Here is a 24,467-nt window from a genome sequence, read left to right as displayed (position 1 = left end):
GGAGACGCAGTGTGAGCCACTCCCCTATCGTGTCAGGCTGACATCTCCGAGTCCCGCCTCGCCCTACCCGTGGCGCCTGCTCGCCCCTCGTCCCACCCGCCACCTTCCAGGTCTCTGAGAAGACGCGGAAAATCCCCCCCGCCAACACCCACTGAAACACGCCAGACACGCTGGCGCGCTCACGCAAGCAATTGGCGCGGAGGCGGAAAACTCCATCCTGGGTCTGAGCCAGTATGCCCTTGTCGCCAGTCACTTCGGCGGACCGAACGGGGGGAAGACGCATGTCGCACGTCGCGTATGGACCGGGCCGGGGGGCATCTGGGGGAAACACGAGGCTCGGTGCAGTGTCGCACGGCGACAAGGGAAGCAGGGCCACGGCTCAACGGCCGAGGCGCTTTTCCCGGGGGGAGTGGCTCGAGGCCACTGGGGGGGCATTGGAGGGCATCGTCATTCCGGAGCTGGCCACCTTCGCGGGGGCGAAGCGGGCACAGCTGGCGGTCCTGGCGAATTCAGCCGTAACGGCAGCCATCCAAATCCAGTCGAGGGACGTAACGCGGGTGGCGTCCATGCGCCCGCAGACGTTCGGACGCGCTCAGACACAGGCACGGCTGCGGGCACTCTCACGGCCCGCGGTGCCCTGGGACGCAGCAGGACAGGTGAAGGGGGGGCCTCGGCTCCCCCGAGTGACGGTGCTGGGGGCACCGGGCACGCGCACCTGAAGGGGCCGTAAGCGGTGTAGGGGGAAGGTGTCACACGCAGTTTCGCTGGAGGGGTCCAAGGCCCTCCGGACACACACCAAGGGCGGGTAGGAAGACGGCGCCGCGGGGGCGGCAACGTCTGTGGATGGGGGACCCGGGGTCACGCTCGCCAGAGGGGGAGGGCGAACCCGATAGATGGGTCGAAATCCGAGGGATGCTCCGAGTCCATCGGGGCATCCCTCGTTGCTTTGCGGGGCACCCGGCCCAGGTGCTCACTCCACGAACAGCGCCGCCGAGCCCGTCACGGTCCGGTGAAGGGTGAGCCACAGCGCGTTGCCGGCGTCGTCCACGGAGGCGAAGTAGTCCACGTCCGCGGAGAGCGCCTGGCCGTCCAGGGTGACACGGGTGGGCGGCGTGGACGCGGTGTAACCGCGCAGCACCAGCATGGGATTCGCCAGGACGCGGCCGTTCGTCTCGAAGCGCAGCGAGGCGCGGTTGTTGGCGCCGACCTCCGCCTCCCAGGTGGCATACACCGGGTTGTAGCCGGGCACATCCCGCGCCACGGAGTCATCCCGCCCCACCCCACCGGGGCCCTGGTCCAGGACGCGGCCCTCGGTGGCCGTCAGCCGCACGCCCTGCCAGGCCTCCACTTCCGCCGCCAGCCGCAGCACCGGGTCCGAGGTGTGCGTGCCCAGCACCATGAAGACGGAGTAGCTCTGGTACGGGTAGCCGGACAGCATGGCGTCGTCGCTGTAGCGCGGGTACTCGCGGAAGCCCACCGCGCCGAAGTTGCTCCCCCACGCCATCCGGTGCGAGCGCGTGGGGCCCTGCTCGGGCAGCTCGTACTGGTTGAGCTGGTAGGTCCAGTTCCAGTCCTCGGGCATGGGGCCGTCCTCGTCCACCTGCCCCCAGGACGGGTATTGCCAGTAGCCGCCCGCGGGCTTCTGCGCCCACGTCTGCGTCTGCACCACGCCCATCTCCGCGTCGGGCGACGCAATCCACATGCGGGTGTAGGGCACCACGTTGGGCTCGCGGTAGTCCCAGCCGCTCGCCCGCGTCAGCGGCCCGGCACCGAGCGTCACGAAGCGGTAGCGGTCTCCCCAGCCCACGCCGGAGATGTCCGCGTTGCCGTCTCCATCGAAGACGATATCACCGTAGGGCGAGCGCACGTCCGCGTTGATGACGTCGGGTGGCGCGCGGGACGCATCATGGGTGATGGCATAGAGCGGATGGCTCCGCCCGGTGGCGAAGAGGTAATGCACCGTCACGTCGACAACGTGACCACCAAGCTCCATGGGCCAGCGGAACTCATGAAGCGCGTGGTGGCGGCCCTCGAAGAGCGTGCGCCACGTGCCCCGGATGCCCTCCGTCCAGTTGCCCCACGGCGGGCTGACGCGCAGGTGGCTCGCGACGATGCCCCAGCCCGGCACCATGCCGTCCGAGCCATCACAGACGCGCGTCGCGCCCGCGACCTCGTAGGTGTAGCGGCGCAGGTAGCCGCCCGTCCACCCCTTGGGGTCCGTGGCATCATTGCGCACCAGCGACGCCGAGCGGGGCTTGCAGTCCGCGTCGCGCCACTCGAAGCGGTCGGTGTGGAAGCCTTCCAGATTCACATCCCGCTCCAGTCGGAGCGGCGCACAGTCACCCGCGGGCGGCGCCTCCGGCCGCACGTCCTTGCCGCCGCATGCAGCCAGCAGCGCGGCCAGCAGCATGGACGCACCGCGCGCACGGAGGATGGGTGATACGGCGTCCTTCAGCAGGTCGGGCATCATGATGGTCGTTCCCCCAGGCAGCAGGCCGCGCTGCCCCACCCTTCCTGCCAAACCCGCGTCCCCGGACGCAAGGACGGGCAGTGCGAGGTGGCGCTGCACCTGCCCCCTTCCGCCCGTCCCCGCGCTCGAAGGCTCGCTCAGCCCGCGTTGGCGGTGCCGCGCTCCTGGTGCCACGCGGCCAGCACTTCCTTCTCGCGCTCGGCGGACAGGCCGGAGCGCGGCTTCGCCTGACGCTCGGGAGGCAGCGTCTTGAACCAGGCCACCGTGTCGCGAATCGTCTCCACGGCCGGGCGGAACGTGATGCCCGCCGCCAGCGCCTTGGCGATGCTCACCTTGCCGATACCGCCCTCTTTCCCGTTGCGCGGCATCCAGGCGGGCATGTCCGACCACGCCTCCACCTTGTGCTTCGTGAGGAAGTCGGTGTCCACCCACGTGAAGCGCGCGTCGCTGCCCAGGGCCGTCTTGTTCGCCGCCAGGAAGTCCCGCATCAGCAGGTCCTGGCTGGGGCCGGTGGCGTTGAAGATGCCGGTGGTGCGGGCCTCCACGGAGCGGATGATGAACGCCGCCAGGTCCCGCGCGTCGATGAACTGCAACGGGTCCACGCCGTCGCCGGGCGCCAGCACCTCACCGCCACGCGCCACGCGCAGCGGCCAGTAGGTGAAGCGGTCGGACGGGTCATCCGGCCCGACGATGAGGCCCGGCCTCACGTTGAAGACGCGGCCCGGCATGGCGGTCTCGGCGGCCTGCTCGCACAGCGCCTTCAGCGCGCCGTAGTGCTTCTCCACGTCTTCGGTCGCCGCGTCCTCCACCGTGGCCACGGTGGCCGTCTCGTCGAGCCCCTGCCGTGACAAATCCTTGTAGACGGAGATGGAGGACACGAAGGTGTAGTGCTGGACGTGCGGCGCCAGCAGCTCCGCGGAGGCGCGCACGATGCGCGGCACATAGCCGGAGGTGTCCACCACCGCGTCCCACTTGCGGCCCTCCAGCGCCTTCAGGCCCTCGCCCTTGTTCGGGTCGCGGTCGCCCGTCAGCTTCTCCACGTCCGGGAAGAGGCCCGGCTTCGTCTTCCCCCGGTTGAAGAGCGTGATGGTGTGGCCCCGCGAGCGCGCGAACTCCACCAGCGCCGGCCCCAGGAACGCGGTGCCACCCAGGATGAGGATGCGCAACGGCGCGGCGGGCGCGGAGGACTGCTCCCCCTGCCCCTGGGTGGAAGACGCGGCGGTGCCGGACGTGCCCGTGGTGGCGCACCCCATGGCCCAGAGCGAGCCGACCGCGGCCGCTCCCTGAATCACACTCCTGCGAGACAGCGTCATGCGGGATTCCTCCTGCGTGTGTGGACTGACTGCGTGTGGATGAGCGCTAGCGGGCCGCGACCTCTTCGGACACCGGCGCCTCGGGCGCGGCGGCCGGCACCGGCTCCGCCTGCCTTCGCTGGTGGCGCGCGAGATACAGCGACACGCCCAGCCACAGCCCGGCCAGGGGCACCGCCGCAAGCGACAGGCCCGTCATGCCCAGGCCCAGCTTCGTGAGGCCCCCCTGGAGCCAGGCGCTCACCGTGTCGCTGCCGCGGTACACCACCGTGTCGATGAAGCTCTTCGACTTGTAGCGCGCCTCGCGGTCCACGGTGGTGAAGAGCACCTCGCGCGAGGGCCGCTCCAGCGCGTAGTGGCTGGCGCCGCGCACCGCCTTGAACAGGATGAGCACGGTCAGCACCGGCATGGCGGCCAGCCCCAGGAAGCCCAGGCCCGTCACCACCGGCGCCACGGCGAGCCCCGCCCCCAACCCCAGCCAGGAGATGACGCGCCCCGTGACGAGCGTCTGCAACCCCAGCGTCGCCAGTTGCACGTAGAAGTCGATGTCCCCGAAGAGGGCGGTACGGCTGGCCGCGTCGCTGCCAAGCGCGGCCACGAGCCGCACCTCCTGGAAGTAGAGGAACGTGGAGGTCGCCGCGTAGAGCAGCACCTGGAGCCCCAGCGCCAGCAGGAACGGCGACGTCACGATGAGCCGCAACCCCGCGAGCACGCCGCCGCCCACCGGGCCCTGCGCCGCCGGGGGCTGCTGCTGGACGTCCTGGGCCCAGCCGCTCAGCCGGCGCACACACTGTGCGCTCACCTCCAGCAGCACCACCGAGATGAGGATGAGATTCACCGGGCCCACCGGCTCGGCGAGCCGTCCCACCAGGAAGGGCCCCACCAGCATGCCCGTGGTGCCGCCCGCGGCGATGAAACCGAAGAGCCGCTTGCTCTGTCCGCTGGCGAAGACGTCCGCCATGAAGCTCCAGAAGATGGAGACAACGAACAGGTTGTAGACGCTCAACCAGACATAGAAGACGCGCGCCACCGTCTCCCGCGCCACCCCGAGCTTCAAGAGCACGAAGAAGCCCAGCAGGTTGAGCAGGAAGAAGCGGTAGATGCGAGGTATCACCACCCGCCGGGGCCAACGCGACACCAGGGCGGAAAAGGCAGGCACCGCCGCGAGCATCACCAGGAAGGTGGCGGTGAAGAGCCAATCCAAGCCCTTCACGCTGCCCGCCGTGCCCATCTCGTTGCGGATGGGCCGGAGGATGGCATAGCCACACATCAGCGTGAAGAAATACAGGAACGACCAGCGGACGGCGCCGACTTCCTCGTCCCGAACGTCCACGAATCGCCTGAGCATGGAGGAATTCACGTGAGCGGCCCAACGAGGCCCCGGGCAACGTATTCCCAGGGCCTCCATGATGGAACGAGCGCGGCGGGAAGATGTCGCAAGGATTACGCGCCGGAAGAGAGGACCTCGCGGAGCGCCGCCTCCACCCGGGGCAGCGCCTCCTCGATTTCCTTCACCGACGTGGCCCCCACCGACAGGCGGAACCAGCCCGTGTCCGCGTCCAGTCCGAAGGCCTGGAAGGGCACCACGCCCAGGTTCGCCTTCTCCAGCAGGAGCTTGCGGATGTCATTGTTGGAGCGCAGGCCCCCCTTGCCCACCAGGTCGAAGCGCACCGACAGGTAGATGGCGCCCTGGGGCGCGATGTGCTGCACCGGCAGCCCCGCCTCGCGCATGCGCGTGAGCCCCTTGTGCAAGGCCTCCAGTCGCGCTTCCACGGACTTGCGCATCCCCTCCAGGAAGGTCTCCGTCGCCGCCGTGTCGTCGAGGTAGCGCGCCACCGCGACCTGCTCCGCCTTGGGGGCCCAGGCGCCCACGTGGCCGAGCACGTCCCGCATGCGAGCGATGATGGTCGGCGGCCCCACGCCCCAGCCCACGCGCACGCCCGTGGCGGCGAAGGCCTTGGAGATGCCGTCCACGAACACCGTGTACGGCGCCACCTCCGGCACCAGCGACACCGGCGTGACGTGCTTGGCCGCGCCAAAGCTCAGCACCCAGTAAATCTGGTCGTACATGAGAATGAGCGGCTTGCGGCCCTGCTTCTCGCGCTCGCGGTTCTCCGCGACGACGCGCTCGCAGATGGCGCCCAGCGCATCCGGCTCAATCATGGTGCCGGTGGGGTTGAGCGGGCTGCACAGGCACAAGAGGCGCGCGCCGCCCAGGTGCGGCGCCAGTTGCTCCACGGTGGGCATGAAGCCCCGCGCGGCGTCCGTCACCACCACCGCGCTCTTCGCGTCCATCATGTGCGCGTAGTGGTTGTTGTTCCACGAAGGCACCGGGTAGACGACCGTCTCCCCCGCATCCAGCACGCTGCGGTACGTGCCGTAGATGATGGGCCGCGCGCCTCCCGCGATGACGATGCCCTCCAGCGGGTACTTCAGGCCCAGCGAGCGCGCATAGAAGCGCTGCACGGCCTGACGGAGCTCCAGCACGCCATCCGACGGCGGGTAGTTCGTCTCGCCCGCCTGGAGCGCGGCGGTGATGTGCTCCCGCAGCGGGTCGGGGATGGGGAACTCGCGCGGGTTGAAGTCGCCCACGGTGAGGTTGCACACCTTCTGTCCCTTGGCGACCCGCTCGCGAATCTCCGCCGCGATGCGGAGGATTTCGCTGCCGACGATGCCACGCGCCATCGTTCCCACGGTGGCGTCGTCCTTGGAGGGGCGGGGAAGAGAGGTCAGGTCGAGGGGGGCCATGGGAGGATGCTCTCCGGTTCGTGCGCGTTCGGGGGCCGCGCGGACGACTTGCGGCGCGGACGATAGTCGCGGCCCCACCGTCCTGTGTCATCCATTCGTGGTGACGGTGGCCCTCCGGGGCAACCGGTCCTCCGTGGAAATTTCCAGCGCTCCCGGGGCCATCCACGGGTGTTATCTTTGCCCGCTTTCCCCTCGTGACACTGGCCCCCGGGCCGCCGCCCGTGCGAGACGAGGGGCCGCAGTCCCGAACTCGCAGGCCCTGGCAGGAGGGGAATGATGACGCGGTCCGGACGCAGGATGACGTCGCTGTGGTTGGCCGGGTGTCTGGCGTTCGCCGGGTGCTCCAAGAAGGAGGAACCCGCCGCGGCGCCCACCGGCGCGCAGCCCCAGCCCGAGGTCCAAGCGCCGCGCACCTCGCCGCCCCTGGGCACCATTCCCCGCGAGGGCGAGGCCGCCGCCAAGCCCCCCGTGCACACGGCCTCCATGGGTGATGAGGAAGTGGCCGGCGCGCCTCCAAGTGAGACAGAGCCGCCTTCGGACGCCCCCGCGGGAGACGCTCCCGCCGAGGACCCGAAGAACCGCGAGTGGACCACCACCCCGGTGTCGATGAAGCGGCGCCCGGCCCAGTCGGTGACGCTGCGCTCGGTGCGCGCTGGCACGCATGCCGACTTCGACCGCGTGGTGTTCGAGTTCGACGGGCCGCAGGTCCCCGGCTACCAGCTCCAGTACGTGGACAAGCCCATCATCCAGTGTGGCTCCGGGGACGAGACGCCGCTGGCCGGCAAGGGCTTCCTCCAAGTCACGCTGACCCCCGCGCGTGGCCATGACGACCAGGGCCGGGCCACCGTGGCCGCGCTGGAGATGAAGCCCAAGCTGCCCACCTTGCTGGAGCTGGTACGCACGTGTGACTTCGAGGCCGAGGTGACGTGGGTGCTGGGAAACAAGGCCCCCACCGACTTCCGCGTCATGGAGCTGCGCGACCCGACTCGCCTCGTGGTGGACGTGAAGCACTGAGGGCCCAGGCGTCACCCGGCCCGCAGCTCGCGGGCCAGCGCGTCCAGTCCTTCCAGCAAGCGCTGGTGCCGCGCGCGCGCCGGAGCCCCCTGCGCCCGCAGCGCCATGGCGAGCGCCGCGGGCAGGTTCACCGCGGCGTCCCCCTTCAACCGCTCGCGGTACTCCCGCGCCCAGTCCTGGGGCACGCGCAGGGACCAGTTGCGCTCATCCACCGTGCCGGGCGCGTTGTACGTCTCCGGCATCCCGAGCAGGTCGGTGAAGAACATCATCACGTTGCGCGCGCGGCTGGCGAACAGGTCCGCCACCTTCGCCTGCGCCAACCGTCCCGGGCTCGTGGACAGCTCGCGCGCGAAGGCCTCGCGCTCCGCGGGCTCGGGGCACAAGCGCGCGGCCAGGTACTCCGCCTGCGCGCGCAGCGTGCCCTTCCATTGCCAGTCCGCCACCAGGCGCCACAGGGACTTCGTGTCGTGGTTGCCCACCATCACCCAGTCCTCCGGGCCCACGTTCTCACTGCGGTACACATCCGACGGGTTGTGCAGGTCCGCCTTCTGCGTCACGCGGAAGCGGCCCAGGCCGTACTGCGCCAGCACGCGCTCCAGCGGGTACGGCAGCGTGCTGAGCACCTCCGCGAGCAAGTCGCCCACTTGCCGCCCGTTGCGCCGGGACGCCTCCACCACCGTGTCGAAGAGGACGCTGTAGCGGCGCACCTGTTCAGGCGTGAGGTCCTTCACCCAGCGGTCCGCGTAGCGCGGCACGGCGCGGTCCACCTGCTCCGGGCGCACGAGCGCGAAGTGCGCCAGCTCCGGGTGGTCCGGCAGGTCCGGTGACGAGAAGAGCCGCGCGCCATGTTGCACGGACCACAGCGCGTCCGGCAGGTCCGCGCGGTACACCCACGGGCACACCAGCCCGTGCGGATGGTCCAGCCGCAGCCCGTCGTATTCGCCGAGCATCTTGTCCATGCGCGCGTTCATGAAGCGCAGCACGGGCCCGTTGCGGCTCCCGGCGTTCGTTCCGGCGTCGTCCGGCTCGAAGTACTGCTCCGGGTCCATCACCGGATAGTTCCACGGCTGGCCGTCCGGGTTCGTCCGGCTGGGCGGCGCGCCCATGAGGTAGGTGCGCAGGAAGAGGCCCTGCCAGGCCCACGCGTCGCGCGGCGACAGGCCAATCTGGAGGTCGCCGTACAGCTTCAACCGCCATGCGCCCACGCGCTCGCGCAGCCCTTGGTGCTGCGCATGGACCAGGAACTGACAGAAGGCGTAGCGCTCCAGCGTGTCCGCGTAGCGCAGCTCCAACTGCGTCAGGCGCGCGACGGCCGCCGCCTCCTCCTCCGGACGGGGGTTCCACAGCCGTCCGTCCAGCGAGTCCGCCCAGCGCCGCCAGTCCGGCTCGCGCTTCTCCTCGCACAGCACGTCGAAGAGGGCGTCCCGCACCAGCCAGGCCCGGTGCTGCCGACGGAAGGTGTCGAAGCGCGAAGCCAGGGCCCGGATGGACGGAGCGGCGTCCGGCGCCGCACGCTTCTGTTGGAAGGTGCGCCACGCTTCGTTCAGCAGGGTGGTCTGCGCGCGGAAGGCGTGGCGGAAGCGCTCCCCGGGGGGCAGCGCCGAAGGGCGGCTGGCGGCGAGCTGCGCCACGCGGCCCGGTGGCAGCAGCGCGCCCCAGGGCTCGGGGGCCTCCAGCGGCGCGAGCGCCACGTTGAGGAGGTTTCGCGAGAAGAGCGTGCCGTCATACGGCGAGGCGTTGAACTCCGTCACCTGCCCCTGCGGCCCCAGTTGGATGCCGTTGAAGCCCAGCTCCCGGGAGAACGCGAGGAAGCGCGCCGCCCCTTCTGAGTACGGCGAGCCCCAGCCCGTGTCCTCTTCTGGAAGGCTGGGGAAACTCGGGTCGTGGATGCTGAGCACCCAGTTGCGGACGTCGAGCGCGGCCAGGGCTTCGGTGACGAGTCGGTGGTGGTTTTCAGGCAGCAAGGCGCGAGACATGGCGGAAGGGGCTGACCCTACGGCCCCTGGTGCGATGCGCCAACCGTCCTGTCGTCCCTAACGCGCCCGTTCGTTGTCGAGCCCTCAATCGTGCCGCGCCTGAGGAGCGGGCCGGGGCTCTCCACGGCCGCCGCCTCCGCCCGGAACGTGAGGCCGCTGTTCGGGAGGCTTCATCCGGAAGAGCTTGCGCAGCATGCGGGTGGACCATGTCCGGCCGTCCACCAGGATTTCGTACACCGTGGGAATCACCAGCAGTGTCAACAGCGTGGACGTCAGCGTGCCGCCAATCACCGCGCGTCCCAGCGGCGCGCGGAAGTCGCCGCCCTCGCCCGCGCCGATGGCCACCGGCACCATGCCCGCCACCAGCGCGAAGGTCGTCATGATGATGGGGCGCAGACGGATGCGGCCCGCTTCGATGAGCGCCTCGCGCAGGGGCATGCCCTTCTCGTGCGACCACTTGGCGAAGTCGATGAGGAGGATGGCGTTCTTCGCGACGATTCCCATCAGCAGCATGATGCCGATGAGGCTCATGAGGTTGAGCGTGTCACCGGTGATGAGCAGCGCCAGCACCACGCCGATGAGCGACAGCGGCAGCGAGATGAGGATGGCCAGCGGGTCCAGGAAGGAGCCGAACTGGATGACCAGGATGAGGTACATCAGCATCAGCGCCATGCCGAGCGCGATGAACACGCGCATGAACACCTCGGCCTGGTCCGCGGACTCGCCGCCCGTCGTCAGCGTGTAGCCCGGCGGCAGCTTCACGCCGTCCAGCCGCTTCTGGATGTCCGCGCCCACCTCCGACAACGAGCGCCCCTGCACGTTCGCCTGGACGTTGATGACGCGCTCACGGTTCAAGTGTGTGACCTGCGCCGGACCCAACGTTTGACGGATGTCCGCCACCTGCCCCAGCGGCACCAGCCGGGGCGGCCCACCCGCCGCCGCGCCCACGGAGACGGGCAACTGCGACAAGTCATTGGGGTTGTCACGCGCCCCCGGAGCCAGCCGCACCATGACGTCTCGCGTCTCCCCAATCGGGTCCACCCAGTCGCCCACGTCCAGGCCCGCGAAGGCCGGCCGCAGCACCTGGGCCACCTGCCCCACCGTCACGCCCAACTGTCCGGCGAGCCCGCGATTCAGCTCCACCTCCAGCTCCGGCTTCTGCCCTCGCGTGGACAGGCCCACGTCCACCGCTCCGGATACCTGCGCCACTTCCTTCTGGACCTGCTGCGCCAGTTGCGTGAGCACCCGCTGGTCCGGTCCGCGCAGCTCATACTGGAGCTGCTTGAAGGCCCCACCGAAGCCCGAGGTGAAGACGGAGACGGTGGCGCCGCCGATGCGCTTCATCTCCTCGCGGAACTGGACGCCCAATGCGTCCTGGCTCATGTCGCGCTCCGCCTTCGGCTTGAGCCGCACGTACACCAGGGCCTGGTCCACGCCGGGCGCGCTGAGCGCCAGGGGCACGCCGATGGTGGCGTAGGTGTAGTCCACCTCCGGGTGGGCGCGCAGGGTGCGCGTCACCTCGTCCACCTTGCGCCGCGTGTACTCCAGGCTGGAGCCCGGCGGCGTCTCCACCAGCAGCTCCACCTCCGCGCGGTCGCTCACCGGCACGAAGCCGGCGCCGCCCACGGTACCCTGGAGCACCAACGCGCCCACCAGCGAGCCCACCGCCACCAGCACCATCACCAGCCGGTGGTCCAGCGCCCAGGCGATGACGTGCTTGTAGCGCTCCGCCTGCCGGTCGAACCAGGCGTTGAAGCGGTTCAGCGTCCGGGTGATGAAGCCCGGGTTCTCCTTCCTGGGCGGCTCCGGCCAGTACGCGCTCAGCATCGGGTCCAACGAGAAGGACACGAACAGCGACACCAGCACCGCGCAGGCAATGGTGAGGGCGAAGGGTTTGAACCACTGGCCGGCCACGCCGTACATGAAGGCCACGGGCACGAAGACGGCGACGATGGAGAAGGTGGTCGCCGAAACCGCGAGGCCGATTTCCGAGGTGCCCTCGCGCGACGCCGTGTAGTGGTCCTTCCCCATCTCCACGTGGCGGACGATGTTCTCTCGCACGACGATGGCGTCGTCGATGAGGATGCCGATGGCCAGCGTCAGGCCCAAGAGCGACATGGTGTTGAGCGTGAAGCCGAAGGCCCACACGCTGATGAAGGACGCCAGCACGCTCACCGGTAGCGCCAGGCCGGTGATGACGGTGGAGCGCCACGAGTTGAGGAAGACGAAGACGACCAGCACCGTGAGCAGCGCGCCTTCCACCAGCGCGGACTGCACGTTGTGCACGGCGTTCTCCACGCGGACACCGGCGTCGCGCACGATTTCGAGCTTCACGCCCGCGGGGAGCCGCTGCTGGAGCGCTTGCACCCGCTCACGCACCGCGTCCGCGACCTCGGTGGTGCTGTAACCCCGGGCCTTGAGCACGTCGATGCCCACCGCCTGGGCGCCGTTGAAGAGCGCCAGTGTGCGCGGCTCCTCGGCGCCGACGAAGACGTCCGCCACCTGCTCCAGGCGGATGGCCTGACCGTTGCGCGAGGCCACCACCATGGTCCGGAAGTCTTCCACCTTCTCCAGCCGGCCCTTGAGGCGGATGGACTCCTCCGTCAGCGGCGCGTTGATGCGGCCCACCGGCGCCGCCAGGTTCTGCGCCTGAAGCGCCGCCACCACCTCCGCCACCGACAAGCCCGCGGCCTGGAGCGCCTCCGGCTTGAGCTGCACCGTCATCTCCCGCGCCACGTCACCGACGACTTCTGCCTGGGCGACGCCGGGCACCGAGCGCAGTTCGCCCACCACCGTCGGGTCCGCCACCAGGGACAGCGCCGCGACGTCCAGCCCTTCCGAGGTGAGCGTCAGCGACACGATGGGCTGGTCCGCCGGGTCGAAGCGCGTGAGGATGGGCTCCTCCATCTCCTGTGGCAGATCCGCGCGCTTGCTGGAGATGGCGTCCCGGATGTCTTGCGTCGCTTCCTGGATGTCCTTCTCGAAGTCGAAGAACACCGTGAAGGACGCCAGGCCGTCGGTGGCGATGGACGTCGTCTCCTTCGGGTCCACGCCGCTGATGGCGAAGATGGCATCCTCGATGGGCTCGAGGATTTCCCGCTCCACCGTCTCGGGTGAAGCGCCTGGATAGACGATGGTGACACTCACCACCGGGGGCTGGACGTCGGGAAACTCGTCGGTCTCCAGGAGTCCCAGCGACACGAGACCGAAGACCACCAGCGCCAGCATCGAAGTGATGGTGATGATGGGGCGCTTGATGGCGAAGTCTGAGATGAACACGGACGTGACTCCAGGCTTGGAGCATTAGTGGGACGGCGCAGCGTCCTCCGCCGGTGGTTGCGTGGACGCGGGCCGCGGCGAGGGCTGCATTGCTCCCGACGACGGAGGCGGCGGTGCCTCCGAGCCGCCAACGCCGGGCCCCGCCTCCTCCACGGGCTTCGATTCCGGCCGCGGGGGCGACACCTTCACGCGCCCGCCCTCCGCCACCTCGCTCCGCGCGGCGCCCAGCAGCACCACGTCGCCCTCCTCCAGGCCGGAGCGGACCTCGACCTGCCGCGCCACCTCGTCGCGCAGGCCCAATGTGACGTTCACCCGCTGCACGCGCCCTTCCTGGATGCGCAGCACGGCGGGCTCGGTCCCCGTGTCGTCGATGGCGTCGATGGGAATCGCGACCGCCTGCGTGCCCTTCGAGGCCACGCGCCCCTCCGCGAAGAGGCCGGCCAGCAACTGGAGGTCCGTGTTGGGAATGGCCACGTAGATGCGGACCTGGCCGGTGGCCGAGTCCACCACCGGGTTGATGCGCTCCACCGTGCCGCGGAAGGCGCGGTCCCCGTAGCCCGTCACGTGGAACTCCACCGGCGTGTCCACCTGCACCTGTTCGAGCTGCGCGGCGGGCACGGAGGCCTCCAGGCGCAACGTGCGCGGGTCCACCACCGTGAAGAGCGGCGCGCTGGGCTGGACGACGTCGCCCGCGCTGGCCTGCCGCTCGCTCACCACGCCCGCGAAGGGCGCCACGACGCGCGCGCGGTTGAGCTGCTCCTGCGCCAGGGCATGCCGGGAGCGCGCCTCCGCAAGCTGCCCCTTGGCCTGCTCCATGGAGAGCTCCGCCCGTTCGAAGTCGCGCTGGGTGATGACGCCCGCTTTGGACAGCCTCGTGGCGCGCTCCTGCTCGGCCTCGGCCACCTGGAGCGCGCTGCGGGCCGTGCGGACCGCCGCCGACGCCGCGATGAGCTGGTCCTTCAGCGTGACGTCCTCGATGCGCGCCAGCTCCTCGCCCTTCTTCACCACCTGGCCCTGCTGGGCCTTGATGTCGAGGATGGTGCCGCCCACTTCCGCGCGCACCGCCGCCGCCGTGCGCGCCTGCAGGTTGCCGGAGATGCCAGGGCCGGAGCGCAACTGCCGCACCTCGGCGCGGGCCACGTTCTCCTGGCCCAGCGTCACCTCCAACTCCTCTTGTCGAGGCGCGGGCGCCGCGTCCTCACCCTTGCGGCAACCGGACAGGGCGCAGAGTCCCATCAGAATCCCCGCCGAGGTTCCGCCGAAGACCTGTCGTATTCGAGCCCGTCTCACAGCGCGTCTCCCATCCCCGCCCCCCACGGCGAGCCGGCTAACCATGGTGTCGGCCCCCTGCCCCCGGTAGCCGAGGACAACAAGGCCCACCGCCAGCAAGCAGGCCGGGCTGACGGGCTGGCGAGCCTTCTCAGGCACGCCAAGCGGACGGCGCCTACTGCGCGGGAGGGACCTCGCTCATGATGAGCGTGCCGGCCTGGAAGTGGGCCCACTGGCCGCATTGGGTGAGCTGCGTCTGCCCCGGGCAGCTCACGGCCTGTGCCGCGCGCGTCGTCTGCGTGAAGCAGCGCGCACCGTCGGCGTCCCACTCGGCCTCGTGCAGCCACGCCTCCGTATCCGTCTGCACGTTCACGCCGTCATGAAGGTTCACCCACTGGCCATCCGTGGTGTGCGACGTGCCGTCGCCGCAGAAGTCCGCGCGCACCATGCGCGTGCACGCCTGGTGGTGGTCCGCCAGACTCAAGCCGTCCGCCGTGGTGCCCCAGGGCCGGTAGCCGAAGCGCACGCACTTGGCGATGGCCGCCCCCTCACAGGCGAAGGTGAAGCGCGCGGCGTCATCCACCTTCGCGCCGCCGCCCGCCACGCCCTGGCGGTAGTCCCACCGGCCCGCGACGGGAATGGCGCTCAGCCCGGAGCCGTCCGCCGCCGCGCACGCGGGCTTCCAGAGGGCATCCGCCGCGTCGTAGTAGGAGACGAGGTACGCCCAGACGTCCGAGTCCGCGCCCGCTCCAGGCTCGATGCCGTCAACGCGCAGCTCCACGGTGTCACCACTGCTCAGGTTGCCGATGAAGCGCGCGCCCAGGAAGGACTGGCCGGATACCGGACCGTTGGAGGCGACGCCGTGGAAGACGCTGCCCTCCAGCCGCACCTCGCCGAGCACTTCCTCCGCGATGCGGGCGCCCGCCAGGTCCACGGACACGAGCAGCTGTCCCAGCTCGGGGGTGTTCAGGTTGCGGCCATTCAGGTTGCGGCCATTCAGGTTCCGTCCGTTCGGCGCCACCAGCTCCGCCACGCCCGAGCGCAGCGCCACCGGCTCCGCCTCCGTCACGTTCCCCGCACAGCCCACCATGCTCACCGCGCTGACCAGCGCCGCCACCGTCTGCTTCCAAGCACCCATCACCCACCACCTTCCCGGCCCGACCACGGAATCAATGTCCGCAGCGGCCGCCCGCCCAGCAACTCGCCTGGGGACCCGCAGGCACTTGCTTCGTCCACTGTGCATCACCCGCCCCAGACGCCAGGGCGGACACAGGGTTCCTCCGTCCGGTAGCGCGCGGAGCGGATGTAGGGCAAGCAGGCGGGCTCAGGGGTGCGCGGTGGATGCCACGTCCGCGCACACCCGCATGCCCACCGTCACGTCGCGCAGGGACGGCTCCGGCAACTCGCGGTTGGAGGCGCGCGCCGAGGTCGCCGCGAAGGCGAAGCTGCCCCCACGCGCCACGGCCTTGCCCGGCTCCAGCCAGGAGCGGGTCCACTCCCACACGTTGCCGGACATGTCGTCCACGCCGAAGGGACTGCGCGATGCGGGGTGGCTGCCCACCTCGTCGGGGCCGAAGCCTCCGGGCTGCTTGCCGTAGGTGGTGTCGATGTTGGCGTCGTCCGGGACCAGGGTGTCGCCATGCGGGTACTCACGCCCGTCCACGCCGCGCGCCGCGCGCTCCCACTCCAGCTCCGAGCAGAGCCGAGCGCCGGGGACGCGGCCGCTCTCCGACAGCCACGCGGCATAGGCCTCCGCGTCCGCGAAGGTGATGCCGCTGACGGGGAAGCGCAGCCAGTCCTGCTCCGCGCGCGACGTGCGGTGGGCGTAGCGCAGCGGCTCTCCGGCCCGTGCCATGTAGGGCTCGTTCCCGGGCTGGAAGCGCAACCGCCAGACGCCGTCCACCTGCCCCAGCGTGAGCAGGCCCGCGTAGCCGCCCGTTCCCACGCGAGGCAGCCGCTGTGCACGTTGCGCGGGCGGCAGCGCCTCCACGTAGGCCAGCCACTCGGCATACGTCACCTCGTGCCGGGCCATGAGGAATGCGGGGACGTCCACCGAGTGCAGGGGCACAGCGTTGAAGAACTCGCGCACGCTGGCCTCGGCCGCGCTGCCGAACTTCACCTCGCCCGGCGGCACGAAGACGAAGCCCTCCGGCACACTGCCCATGCGCGGCAGCGGCACGCCGAGCCGCCGCGACTCGCCTCGCCGCAGCAGCACCCACTGCACCACCGGCTCGTAGCCGAGCGAGCGCGCGGAAATCTGGTACGTGCCCGGCGCCACCGCTGCGTTCAGCCAGCGCCCCGGGTCCGCTTGCAGGGGCTCTCCCAGCTGAAACCTGCCCTGCGCATCGCGCGTCAGTGGACGCAGCTCCACCTCCGCCCCTGGGACAGGTGTCTCCAGTGTGAGGCTGGCCGCGGCGTTCCAGCGCCGCCAGCGCGTGCCCGCCGTGTCATAGAGCCGCAGGCGCTGGAGCAACGCGGGCAGCGCCGAGGCGTCTTCGTCCTGCTCGGCCCACAGGGCGCGCTCGTAGAGGAAGTCCGCCAGGGCTTCACGCACGTCTGCGCGGCCGGGCGCCAACGCCAGCGCGCGCTCCAGCCGTCCGGCCACTTCGTCGAAGCGGCCGCGCAGTTGTCCCGCTTGCGCACCGGCCCGGTTCCAGTGCCGGTCCGCGTCGGCGCGGCGGCCGGTGCCGTAGAGGCGGAAGGCCTCGTCACGCTCGGCGCGCAGCGCGCCCCAGTCCTGACGCACGGCGCTCAAGGCCTGGGCCGCCTGGCCCAGCTCCTCGCGCACCTGCCGGTCCAGGCTCCAACGCTCCCTCAGCTTGAGCCCGCCGTAGACGAGCCCCAGGGACACGACGAAGCCCACCACCAGCGCATGCCGCGTCCGCCGGCTGCGCACCATGGTGCGGCGCGAGTCCTTCAGGAAGTCGCGCTCGCGACGGGTGAGCTCTCCCGTGTCGAGCACCCGCGTCTCCTCCAGCTGACGCGGGCCCCAGAGGGATTCGCTCGGGAAGCCCAGCTTCTCCCAGTGCGCGGCGGCGGCCTCCAGCCGGGATTGGACCTCGCGGCGCTCGGAGGCCTCGGCCAGCCAGCGCGCCAGCGTGCCCCAGCCGGAGAGCAGCGCCTCGTGGGCGAGCTCGTAGGACGTGCCCTCCTGGGCCTCGCGCGCCACGAGCAGCCGCGCGTGAACCAGCGCCTCCAGGGCGGCGCGGTAGCGGGCGTCGTCCCCCACCAGCTCGCGGTCCGTCTTCCGCGCGCGGGTGCCGTCCGCGGTGACGAGCCGCAGGAGCACGCCCCGGGCCGCCACCCGCTGGTCCGGTAGCAGCCGGGCCACCGCCGCATCCGCGTGCCGCGCGAGCGCGCCCTCCACGCCGCCCAGCGAGTCGAGCACCGCCTGCGTCATGACACCCGCCGCCGCGTCGCGCGCCTCCCACATCTCGGCCAGCGCGAATTGGAGCACCGGGAGGCCGCCCTCCGCCGCGGACAGGGTGGAGGTGACGAGCGCATCCACCAGCGCGTCGGATTCGAAGCGCACGCCCTTCACGCGAGCGGGGCCCGTCACGGCTTCCCGCGTCTCCTCGGGCGACAAGGCGCGCAGCAGATACAGCGCGCGCGGCACCTCCGCGCCCAGCCCGGGCACGGCGGACAGCCGGGTGAGGAAGTCACTTCGCCCCGTGGCGAGCAGGCGCACGCCACTGGCGCCCTCCGCGAGCGCCCCCAGGGCCTGTCCCGCCAGCTCCGCCTCGACCGGCGGCGCCAGCGTCACCAGCTCCTCGAGCTGATCCACGTAGACGAGCAGCCCCTCCTGGGCCCCCAGCTTCACGCGGAGCCGGCGCACCAGGGACGTGGGCTCGGCGCGCAGGGCTTCGGCCAGGGTCTCCTCTTCCGTCTCCAGCACGGGCGCGAGCGCCGCGACCAGGGCCGCCAGGGGCCTGCGGCCCGGCACCAGCCGCACGCTGCGCCAGCGACGGCCGTCCTCCAGGCCCCCTTCGGTGACAGCGGGGAGCAGCCCGGCGAGGCACAGGGAGGACTTCCCCACGCCCGAATCACCGGTGATGAGCAGGAAGGGCTCCGAGCGCATCCGCTCCAGCACCGCGCGCTGCTCGCGGCGGCGGCCGAAGAAGACGGCGCGGTGCTCCGCCTCGAAGGCCTGGAGGCCGCGATAGGGATTGCCCTCCGGCACCACCTGGACGGTGTCGTCACGCGTCAGTGCGTCCAAGGCATCGAGCAGCTGTGAGGCGGTGGCGTAACGCTCGGACGGCTCGCGACGCAGACACTTGTCGATGACGGCGGCGAGCCCGGCATCCACGCCGGACACCACCTGGGCCAGGGGGCTGGCATCCCGGTGGCGCACCTGAGCCGGAAGTTCGCGCCAGGGCACGTCCCGGAAGGGGCCCTTGCCCGCGCACAACTCGTACAGGACGACGCCCAGTGAGTACACGTCACTGCGCGCCGTCAGCGCCTCGCCCGCCCAGGCCTCCGGGGACATGTAATACGGCGTCCCCACCAGCGAGCCGCGCGGCAGCGATGGAAGGAAGATTCCGTCCAGCGAGCGCGCGCCCAGGTTCGGGCTGGCCTCCGGGTCCAGGTCAGGAGGCAGCTCCGGCGGCGGAGTCCCGGAAGCGGGCGGCGCGCCATCCCCCGCCCCCGCGGCCCGGTCCAGGAGCTTCGCGAGGCCGAAGTCGAGCAGCTTCACCTCGCCAGCCTCGGTGAGCACGGCGTTGCCGGGCTTGATGTCCCGGTGCAACACCCCGCGCCGGTGCGCGGCACTCAGGCCCCGTGCCAAATCCCGCCCCATGGACAGTACGCGCTCCCAGGGCTGGGGCTTGGGCAGCCGGTCCAGGCTCATCCCCCGGATGAACTCGGAGACGAGGTAGGGCTGCTCCTCCAATTGTCCCACCCGGTAGAGGGTGACGACATTGGGGTGCTGGATGCGCGCGGCCGCCCGGGCCTCCACGAGGAACCGCGCCAGGGCGTTGGGCCCCAGGGCGGGGATGAACTTCACGGCGACGGGGCGCTCGAGCAACGTGTCATGGGCCAGGAACACCCGCCCCGTGCGCCCACGTCCGATGGCCCGCACAAGGCGGTACTCGTCGAACTCCTGGGGAGGAGTCCACGCATCAGGAGGCGGCGAGGCGGCCGGAGAGCCCACACCCGGTGCCTATGCATCCGTCCGGCAGGGGTCAACTGAACGGGCCGAGCGGGAGGAGACTCCCGGACGCCAGGGCCGCTGGAGTGTCCGTTGCCGAGCAGTGGTGTTGTCCTTCGGCCTCAGCCGCCCCGGACCTTCCCCTTGCTCGGCTTGAGCATGTTTCGGATCTTGTTCTCCAAATCCTGCGGCAGGCAGGGCTTGGCGACGAACTCGTCCGCGCCGGCGTCCCGGGCATGCTCCGCGTTCCCCGCGAGCACATGGCCGGTGAGCGCCATGACGGGGATGTCCCGGGTGCGGGAGTCCTGCTTGATGCGACGCGTCGCCTCCCAGCCGTCCATGACGGGGAGGGACAGGTCCATCAGGATGATGTCGGGCTCGCCCTCGCTGGCCTTCGCCACCGCTTCCACGCCGTTGCGGGCGGTGTCCACCTCGAAGCCGACGAACTCCAGGTACTCCGCATACATCTCCCGGGCATCGTCGAAGTCGTCCACCACGAGCACGCGCTTCTTGTTCCCGCCCGCCGCGGGCTCCTTGGCGGTTGGCATGTCTTCTGCCGGGACTGTCATCGCCGTGCTCTTCATGGGACAGACGCCTCTCGGGTTGGAACGGGCGTTGAACAATCTATACACGCCCCTCCCGACGTGCCCACCCCACCCGGCTCTTCAACGAATGCGGACCGGAGTGCCAGTGCGTGTTCATTGGAGGACAAGTGGGGTGACAGGTGAAACGTTGACTGTGTATCAGTTGTTGGGACGGTAGACGTAGAGGTGGCGTCGGCTGGGAGTGCCTTCGGACTCCTCGATGCGGGCCAGCACCCATTGCTCGGGGCCCGTCATGAAGAACTTGGCGGGTCCCACGGGCGTAGCGCCTGGGCGGGGAAGCAGCGGCGCGCCCATAGGCAACCAGGAACTCTCGTCCCACCGGCGGACATAGTGGTTCACGGGACCACCCGCGATTTCAGGTTCGGAGAGCAGCGCGACCAACCGGCCCTCGGGGTCGAAGTCGAGGACCTCCACCGTCGCGTCTGTTTCACCGGGATACAGGCCCTCTTGGTAAAAACCGAGGAGCTCGGTCCCCAAGAACGGGTCATAACGGACGACAGAAGGCCGTCTCCCCTCACCGACGCTCTGAGCTGAACTGGCGAGGAGAAGGCGATCCGCTCCATCCAACACAGGTACAACAGGCGGTTCCCCTACCCCAATATCATTCAAAGGGTACATTCCCTCCCAATGTGTCCCCGTCCATCTTTTGACATGAGCGTATGTGGCCCCCCGCTCACCTGACCGAGTGACCCAGAAAACAACCAGACGCCCCAGCGAGTCGAACATCGCCCCAAAGTCAGAATAAACCAGACTCCCATTCAAAGAAAACGAATGCCCCAACTCCTCCCACCGCTCCGCCCCCCAACGAAAACCGTACACAACCATCGACGCCCCAGCAACCTGCGCCAGGACAGTCAGATATCGCTCTCCCTGAGAATTCACGGCAAAGCCGAACGAGACAAACCTAGCGTCCGGATTGACTGTCGTGACGGGGGACCCCAGGAGAGACCAACTGCTTCCATTCCAACGCTGGATATGAATACTGGAAGCCCCATCCACCGTCTCCCTACTCCAAGCCACAAAAATCTCATTCCCTGGCGCGATCAACAAGGAGCACTCTTTGAAGACCGATTCCTCAGCAATGGCCCCAAGTACGCCCCCCAACGGCTCCCACGCCGACCCTGACCACCGCATGACGTAGACACCATGGTCCGAAGGCGTGCGCCCATCGACAAAGGCGACGACAGGCCTTCCTCTGTCATCCAGCACAAGCGAAAACGTCGAGACAGCCGCTCCGTCGGCAGCATCGGAAGAGATTGCCCTGCCGTAGGGCAAGTACCTGGGGATGCTCCACTCCCAGCCAAGTGCCGTTATATCCAGTTCATTCCCCGCAATGTCTGTCACCGAAGGCGCGATGATCACGGATACTTCTGAATCCACGGGGAGTTGCGCAGCAGGCGCCAGCGTCACCGTCGTGCCCTCGGCTGACAGGCGTACCTCCGCGGCGACATCCATTTGATTGACCAAGAGCCTGACGGACTCAGCAGTCACCGTAGTCGGCTCAACGGCCTCGGAGAATACGGCCTGAATGGGGGAATGCACGGAGACTTCCTGGTCTCCGGACCGCGGATTCTGCGTCACCAACCGCGGTGCCGTCCTGTCGACAATGAGTGCGTTCGCCTCACTCACGAATACGCGGTCCCCCTGTAATACCCTTGCTGTGAAGACGTGCTGGCCCTCATCCAGTTCACGGGTGCTCCAACGCAGTTCGTAGGAAGGCCGGGGCAACGTCGCTGCCGGGACGCCATTGACCAACAGCTCGACCGACTCTGGCACCAACTCAGCGACCGAAACGCGTACATCGACATCACCATTCGTGATCGCACGCGACAGCGACAGCGTCACGACGGGATTCGAAGGTCCCGCGTCCGGCGTTTCAGGCACAACTTCGATTCCGGGCACGTTGATGCAAGCCCAGAACAATGAACTGAAACACACTGCAAAAACTCTGATCGAGTCCATAGGCTCGGCTCACGACTGCAGCGATTGTGCCAGGCAATGCCGGTTCTTTCCGAGAGCAATGCCTGGGAATCCAGCCATTTACCTCGCGAAACCAACCGGAACGTAATCCAAGGCATACAGCATCGCGGACCGTGGGTCCAAGCTGATGGACGCCACATGGACTGCGTGACCTTATCGCCTGAAATGCAGAGCCCTCCATGGACAACCATGGAGGGCCCTTGAAACAACTTATTGCCGTGTCAGCGACGCAGGCGCGTCACGGAGACGCAGCAAGTGCGGGCAGCTGAACCAGCCCGGTCTTCGCCAAGTCCAAGACAAGAGGCTGCCCCATGTAGTTCTCGTAGGTCCCATTGATGGAGCGCGACGGCAGGGCGGAGAACTTCACGACAATTTCGAAGTTAGCAAAGCTGGTGCTCGGAATCAGGTTCGTCCCGAAATACGTGAACACCCATCGCGTGGTGTAACCCGACTTGATGATCGAGAAAGCGGGGAGTTCCTGCCGGGTGCCCGTCCGAGGAGGAATAATTGGCTCCTCCTCGATAAGCGGGAATCCCGTCGGATGACCCACCTCTCCCGCGTAGTCTCCAATAACCCCAGGCGTAGTCCCCCCAATATCCCAGTTCACATGAGCATAAACGTGACCACTCACGTTCGACGGGCGTGTAATGGGGTGATTGAAGGACAGGAAGACTCGCTCGCCGGAGTTCAACTGGTCCGCACCAGGGGTGCCCACCGCCGACACCTCTTCATACTTGGACTCCACGATGGACATCTGGCGCACGGCCGACGCGTCACCCGTGAAGAAGTACCCGATCCGCGAGTACATGCTGCCGCCCTCTGCGGACACGGCACGCACGTCGATGTTGTACTCCTTGCCATCCGCAATGGCGCCACCCGGGTTGATGGTCGCGCTGTAGCCACCATTCGCCACGTTGGTCGTCACGGGCAGAAGTTCCGCTGCATTCTCGCCCGTCATCAGAACGGACAGCGACCCCTGCTGGATGGGCTGGTTGAAGAACAGATGGATGGGCTCACCCACACGGACCAGGTTGCGCAGAGGATGGAAGTCAGCGCCGCCGCCCCGGAGGCTGGCCACGTTGCTGCTCTCGATGCTCAACGGCACGTTCTGCGGCCGCGAGTACGGCAGGCTGATGAGCCGCGTGGTGCTGTTGGCCACCACCTCGGCCCCAGAGTACGTGCTGACGTAGCCGCCGGTCTCCGGGACGCCGTCAGCGTTGGCGTCGATGGGCGACACCCACAGCCTGTACTCGCCATTGCCGTTGCGCAGGCGCGCCAGCTCAGACGCGCTCGGGATGCCCGTGAAGGTGAGCAGGCCCTGCTCGTTCGCGGTCGCCTCCACCACCACGGAGCTCACCATCGACGAGGACTCATCGCCGTTGGAGATGGCACCCGCCGGCGTGGCCTCCAGCGTCGCCCGAGCCCCCGCCGCGGGACGGCCCTGCGGCGTCACCACCAGGAAGTTCAGCGTGCCGTCCAGCCGCGCCAGGGTGATGGGGCCGAAGCTCGCGTTGCCGTTGTTGATGGGGACGTTGCCCGCGGACGACGGAACCTGCGCCGTCGCGCGCAGGGTGGCATAGCCCGCCTTGGAGAACGTCAGCAGCACGTGCGAGCCGGCCGGGACGTTCTTGTAGGTGAAGTTGCCCTTCGCATCCGAGATGGCCGATACCGGCTCCGCCGAGCTGCCGATGGTCATCTCCACCGTGACCTCGGTCAGCGGCCGCAGGTCCGTGCTCAGCACCTGGCCGGACACCGTGCCCTTGGGATTGGCTGGCGTCACCACCGTCACAGTGTCCGGTTCGCGCACGCCGTCCGCGATTCCGTCTCCGTCCGCGTCAACCAGGTCGTCTCCACAACCGAACGCCAGGAACGGAACCACGGCCATTACCAGATGCTTCTTCATCATCCCCGCCTTGAAAGAAAAGTCCCCAAGTATCGCCGCCTCAACACTTCATGAGGCGTCAGCCGGACACTCTCCGACACTTGCCCGTTCCGTCAAGAAGCCCCCCTGATTCAGAGCGGGTTCTCATCGGCCGAGACGCCCGTAACCGGGTGTGTCACGGATCACTCGGAGAACCCCGTATGCCCTCATGGACATGAGTCACCGTTGACCCGATGGCGTGACCCACCCGGGCTTTCCCCGGACTGCTAGCGTGAGCCCATGCCGGATGTCTTGGATGTGAATGACCCATGTCTCGGCTGCGCCATCGTGCGCGGTGAAACACGACCCGTGGGAGGCGTCATCGCGCGCGCGCCGGGACTGGTGCTGCATGGCGTGGCGGGCCCCAGCCCCGTGCCCGGCTGGGTCGTCATCTCCAGCGCCCGGCACGTGCGCGCCTGGTATGACCTGGAGCCGGACGCGGCGAGCGAGCTCGGCCCCTTCGCCGCCCGGGTCATGCGCGCCCAGCGCGAGGTGCTGGGCGCCGAACACGCCTACGCCTTCGCCATTGGCGATGTGCTGCGCCACTTCCACCTGCACCTCGTCCCCCGCTATTCGCAGACGCCGCAGCGGCTCTGGGGCCGGGCCGCCTTCGACGCCCCCGCCTCCGACCACCTCCCCGCGCAGGAACTGGAGGCCGCGGCGCAGGCGCTCGCCGCCGCGCTGGCGGGCTGAAGCCCGGGCCCAGGACCACCCTCGCGTGATAGAGACAGCGGCCTCCCCTCCCGTCG

At 69.3% G+C, this 24,467-nt stretch carries 15 protein-coding genes; 3 read left to right on the top strand and 12 right to left on the bottom strand.

From position 1 onward, the window contains the following. Positions 1–434 precede the first annotated feature (434 nt). Positions 435–719 carry a hypothetical protein gene (locus tag FMP39_RS22645; protein WP_020478295.1) on the top strand — a complete coding sequence of 95 codons (285 nt, stop codon included), beginning with the start codon at positions 435–437 and terminating at the stop codon, positions 717–719. 251 nt (positions 720–970) lie between these two features. Here FMP39_RS22645 and FMP39_RS22640 read toward each other — a convergent pair whose 3' ends face one another. From FMP39_RS22640 to FMP39_RS22625, 4 genes are all read right to left on the bottom strand, one after another. After that, positions 971–2,470, bottom strand: coding sequence for a hypothetical protein (locus FMP39_RS22640; RefSeq protein ID WP_194858521.1), 1,500 nt, complete (start codon positions 2,468–2,470; stop codon positions 971–973). A gap of 137 nt (positions 2,471–2,607) precedes the next feature. After that, positions 2,608–3,783, bottom strand: coding sequence for an NAD-dependent epimerase/dehydratase family protein (locus FMP39_RS22635; RefSeq protein ID WP_141592347.1), 1,176 nt, complete (start codon positions 3,781–3,783; stop codon positions 2,608–2,610). 46 nt (positions 3,784–3,829) lie between these two features. Further along, a complete protein-coding gene (locus FMP39_RS22630; protein ID WP_228558238.1) occupies positions 3,830–5,128 on the bottom strand; it encodes an NTP/NDP exchange transporter in 1,299 nt (432 codons plus the stop codon). 95 nt (positions 5,129–5,223) lie between these two features. Continuing rightward, positions 5,224–6,528 (bottom strand): pyridoxal phosphate-dependent aminotransferase, encoded by a 1,305-nt coding sequence (locus tag FMP39_RS22625; protein WP_141592345.1) that lies wholly within the window; start codon positions 6,526–6,528, stop codon positions 5,224–5,226. A 273-nt stretch (positions 6,529–6,801) separates the two neighbouring features. On the opposite strand from FMP39_RS22625, the gene FMP39_RS22620 reads away from it, so the two are divergent. Beyond that, positions 6,802–7,542 carry a hypothetical protein gene (locus FMP39_RS22620; protein ID WP_141592344.1) on the top strand — a complete coding sequence of 247 codons (741 nt, stop codon included), beginning with the start codon at positions 6,802–6,804 and terminating at the stop codon, positions 7,540–7,542. Between the two features lie 11 nt (positions 7,543–7,553). Here the strand turns inward: FMP39_RS22620 and FMP39_RS22615 are convergent, their stop codons facing one another. The 8 genes from FMP39_RS22615 to FMP39_RS22580 all read right to left on the bottom strand — a co-directional run bounded on the left by FMP39_RS22615 (position 7,554) and on the right by FMP39_RS22580 (position 23,703). Further along, complete coding sequence (locus FMP39_RS22615; protein WP_141592343.1) at positions 7,554–9,518, bottom strand: 4-alpha-glucanotransferase; 1,965 nt, start codon at positions 9,516–9,518, stop codon at positions 7,554–7,556. 84 nt (positions 9,519–9,602) lie between these two features. After that, the gene (locus tag FMP39_RS22610; protein WP_141592342.1) at positions 9,603–12,797 is read right to left on the bottom strand and encodes an efflux RND transporter permease subunit; all 3,195 of its coding nucleotides are present in this window, start codon (positions 12,795–12,797) and stop codon (positions 9,603–9,605) included. A 24-nt stretch (positions 12,798–12,821) separates the two neighbouring features. Continuing rightward, positions 12,822–14,033 (bottom strand): efflux RND transporter periplasmic adaptor subunit, encoded by a 1,212-nt coding sequence (locus FMP39_RS22605; protein ID WP_228558237.1) that lies wholly within the window; start codon positions 14,031–14,033, stop codon positions 12,822–12,824. 208 nt (positions 14,034–14,241) lie between these two features. Continuing rightward, the gene (locus FMP39_RS22600; protein ID WP_141592340.1) at positions 14,242–15,312 is read right to left on the bottom strand and encodes an ADYC domain-containing protein; all 1,071 of its coding nucleotides are present in this window, start codon (positions 15,310–15,312) and stop codon (positions 14,242–14,244) included. Positions 15,313–15,390: 78 nt separating this feature from the next. Then, entirely contained in the window at positions 15,391–19,215 is a 3,825-nt protein-coding gene (locus FMP39_RS22595; RefSeq protein WP_141592339.1) for an SUMF1/EgtB/PvdO family nonheme iron enzyme, read from the bottom strand. Between the two features lie 119 nt (positions 19,216–19,334). Continuing rightward, positions 19,335–19,796: a response regulator gene (locus FMP39_RS22590; protein ID WP_141592338.1), complete on the bottom strand. Its 462-nt coding sequence runs from the start codon at positions 19,794–19,796 to the stop codon at positions 19,335–19,337. A 159-nt stretch (positions 19,797–19,955) separates the two neighbouring features. Continuing rightward, on the bottom strand, positions 19,956–21,662 hold the full coding sequence (locus FMP39_RS22585; protein WP_228558235.1) for an Ig-like domain-containing protein: 1,707 nt from the start codon (positions 21,660–21,662) through the stop codon (positions 19,956–19,958). 373 nt (positions 21,663–22,035) lie between these two features. Next, positions 22,036–23,703 (bottom strand): carboxypeptidase-like regulatory domain-containing protein, encoded by a 1,668-nt coding sequence (locus tag FMP39_RS22580; RefSeq protein ID WP_141592336.1) that lies wholly within the window; start codon positions 23,701–23,703, stop codon positions 22,036–22,038. Positions 23,704–23,958: 255 nt separating this feature from the next. Here FMP39_RS22580 and FMP39_RS22575 point away from each other — a divergent pair, with 255 nt between their 5' ends. Further along, entirely contained in the window at positions 23,959–24,411 is a 453-nt protein-coding gene (locus FMP39_RS22575; RefSeq protein WP_011550653.1) for an HIT family protein, read from the top strand. Positions 24,412–24,467: the final 56 nt, after the last annotated feature.

It is taken from the genome of Myxococcus sp. AB056, assembly GCF_006547365.1.
Lineage (GTDB): Bacteria > Myxococcota > Myxococcia > Myxococcales > Myxococcaceae > Myxococcus > Myxococcus virescens.
This window is presented reverse-complemented; position numbering and strand designations above follow the sequence as displayed.

What these genes read in the sequence shown, in the direction of transcription:
- FMP39_RS22640 (WP_194858521.1), bottom strand. Translation starts at nt 2,470, where the DNA reads ATGATGCCCGACCTGCTGAAGGACGCCGTATCACCCATCCTCCGTGCG.
- FMP39_RS22615 (WP_141592343.1), bottom strand. Translation starts at nt 9,518, where the DNA reads ATGTCTCGCGCCTTGCTGCCTGAAAACCACCACCGACTCGTCACCGAA.
- FMP39_RS22605 (WP_228558237.1), bottom strand. Translation starts at nt 14,033, where the DNA reads ATGGGACTCTGCGCCCTGTCCGGTTGCCGCAAGGGTGAGGACGCGGCG.
- FMP39_RS22590 (WP_141592338.1), bottom strand. Translation starts at nt 19,796, where the DNA reads ATGAAGAGCACGGCGATGACAGTCCCGGCAGAAGACATGCCAACCGCC.
- FMP39_RS22580 (WP_141592336.1), bottom strand. Translation starts at nt 23,703, where the DNA reads ATGATGAAGAAGCATCTGGTAATGGCCGTGGTTCCGTTCCTGGCGTTC.
- FMP39_RS22625 (WP_141592345.1), bottom strand. Translation starts at nt 6,528, where the DNA reads ATGGCCCCCCTCGACCTGACCTCTCTTCCCCGCCCCTCCAAGGACGAC.
- FMP39_RS22620 (WP_141592344.1), top strand. Translation starts at nt 6,802, where the DNA reads ATGATGACGCGGTCCGGACGCAGGATGACGTCGCTGTGGTTGGCCGGG.
- FMP39_RS22635 (WP_141592347.1), bottom strand. Translation starts at nt 3,783, where the DNA reads ATGACGCTGTCTCGCAGGAGTGTGATTCAGGGAGCGGCCGCGGTCGGC.
- FMP39_RS22575 (WP_011550653.1), top strand. Translation starts at nt 23,959, where the DNA reads ATGCCGGATGTCTTGGATGTGAATGACCCATGTCTCGGCTGCGCCATC.
- FMP39_RS22630 (WP_228558238.1), bottom strand. Translation starts at nt 5,128, where the DNA reads ATGCTCAGGCGATTCGTGGACGTTCGGGACGAGGAAGTCGGCGCCGTC.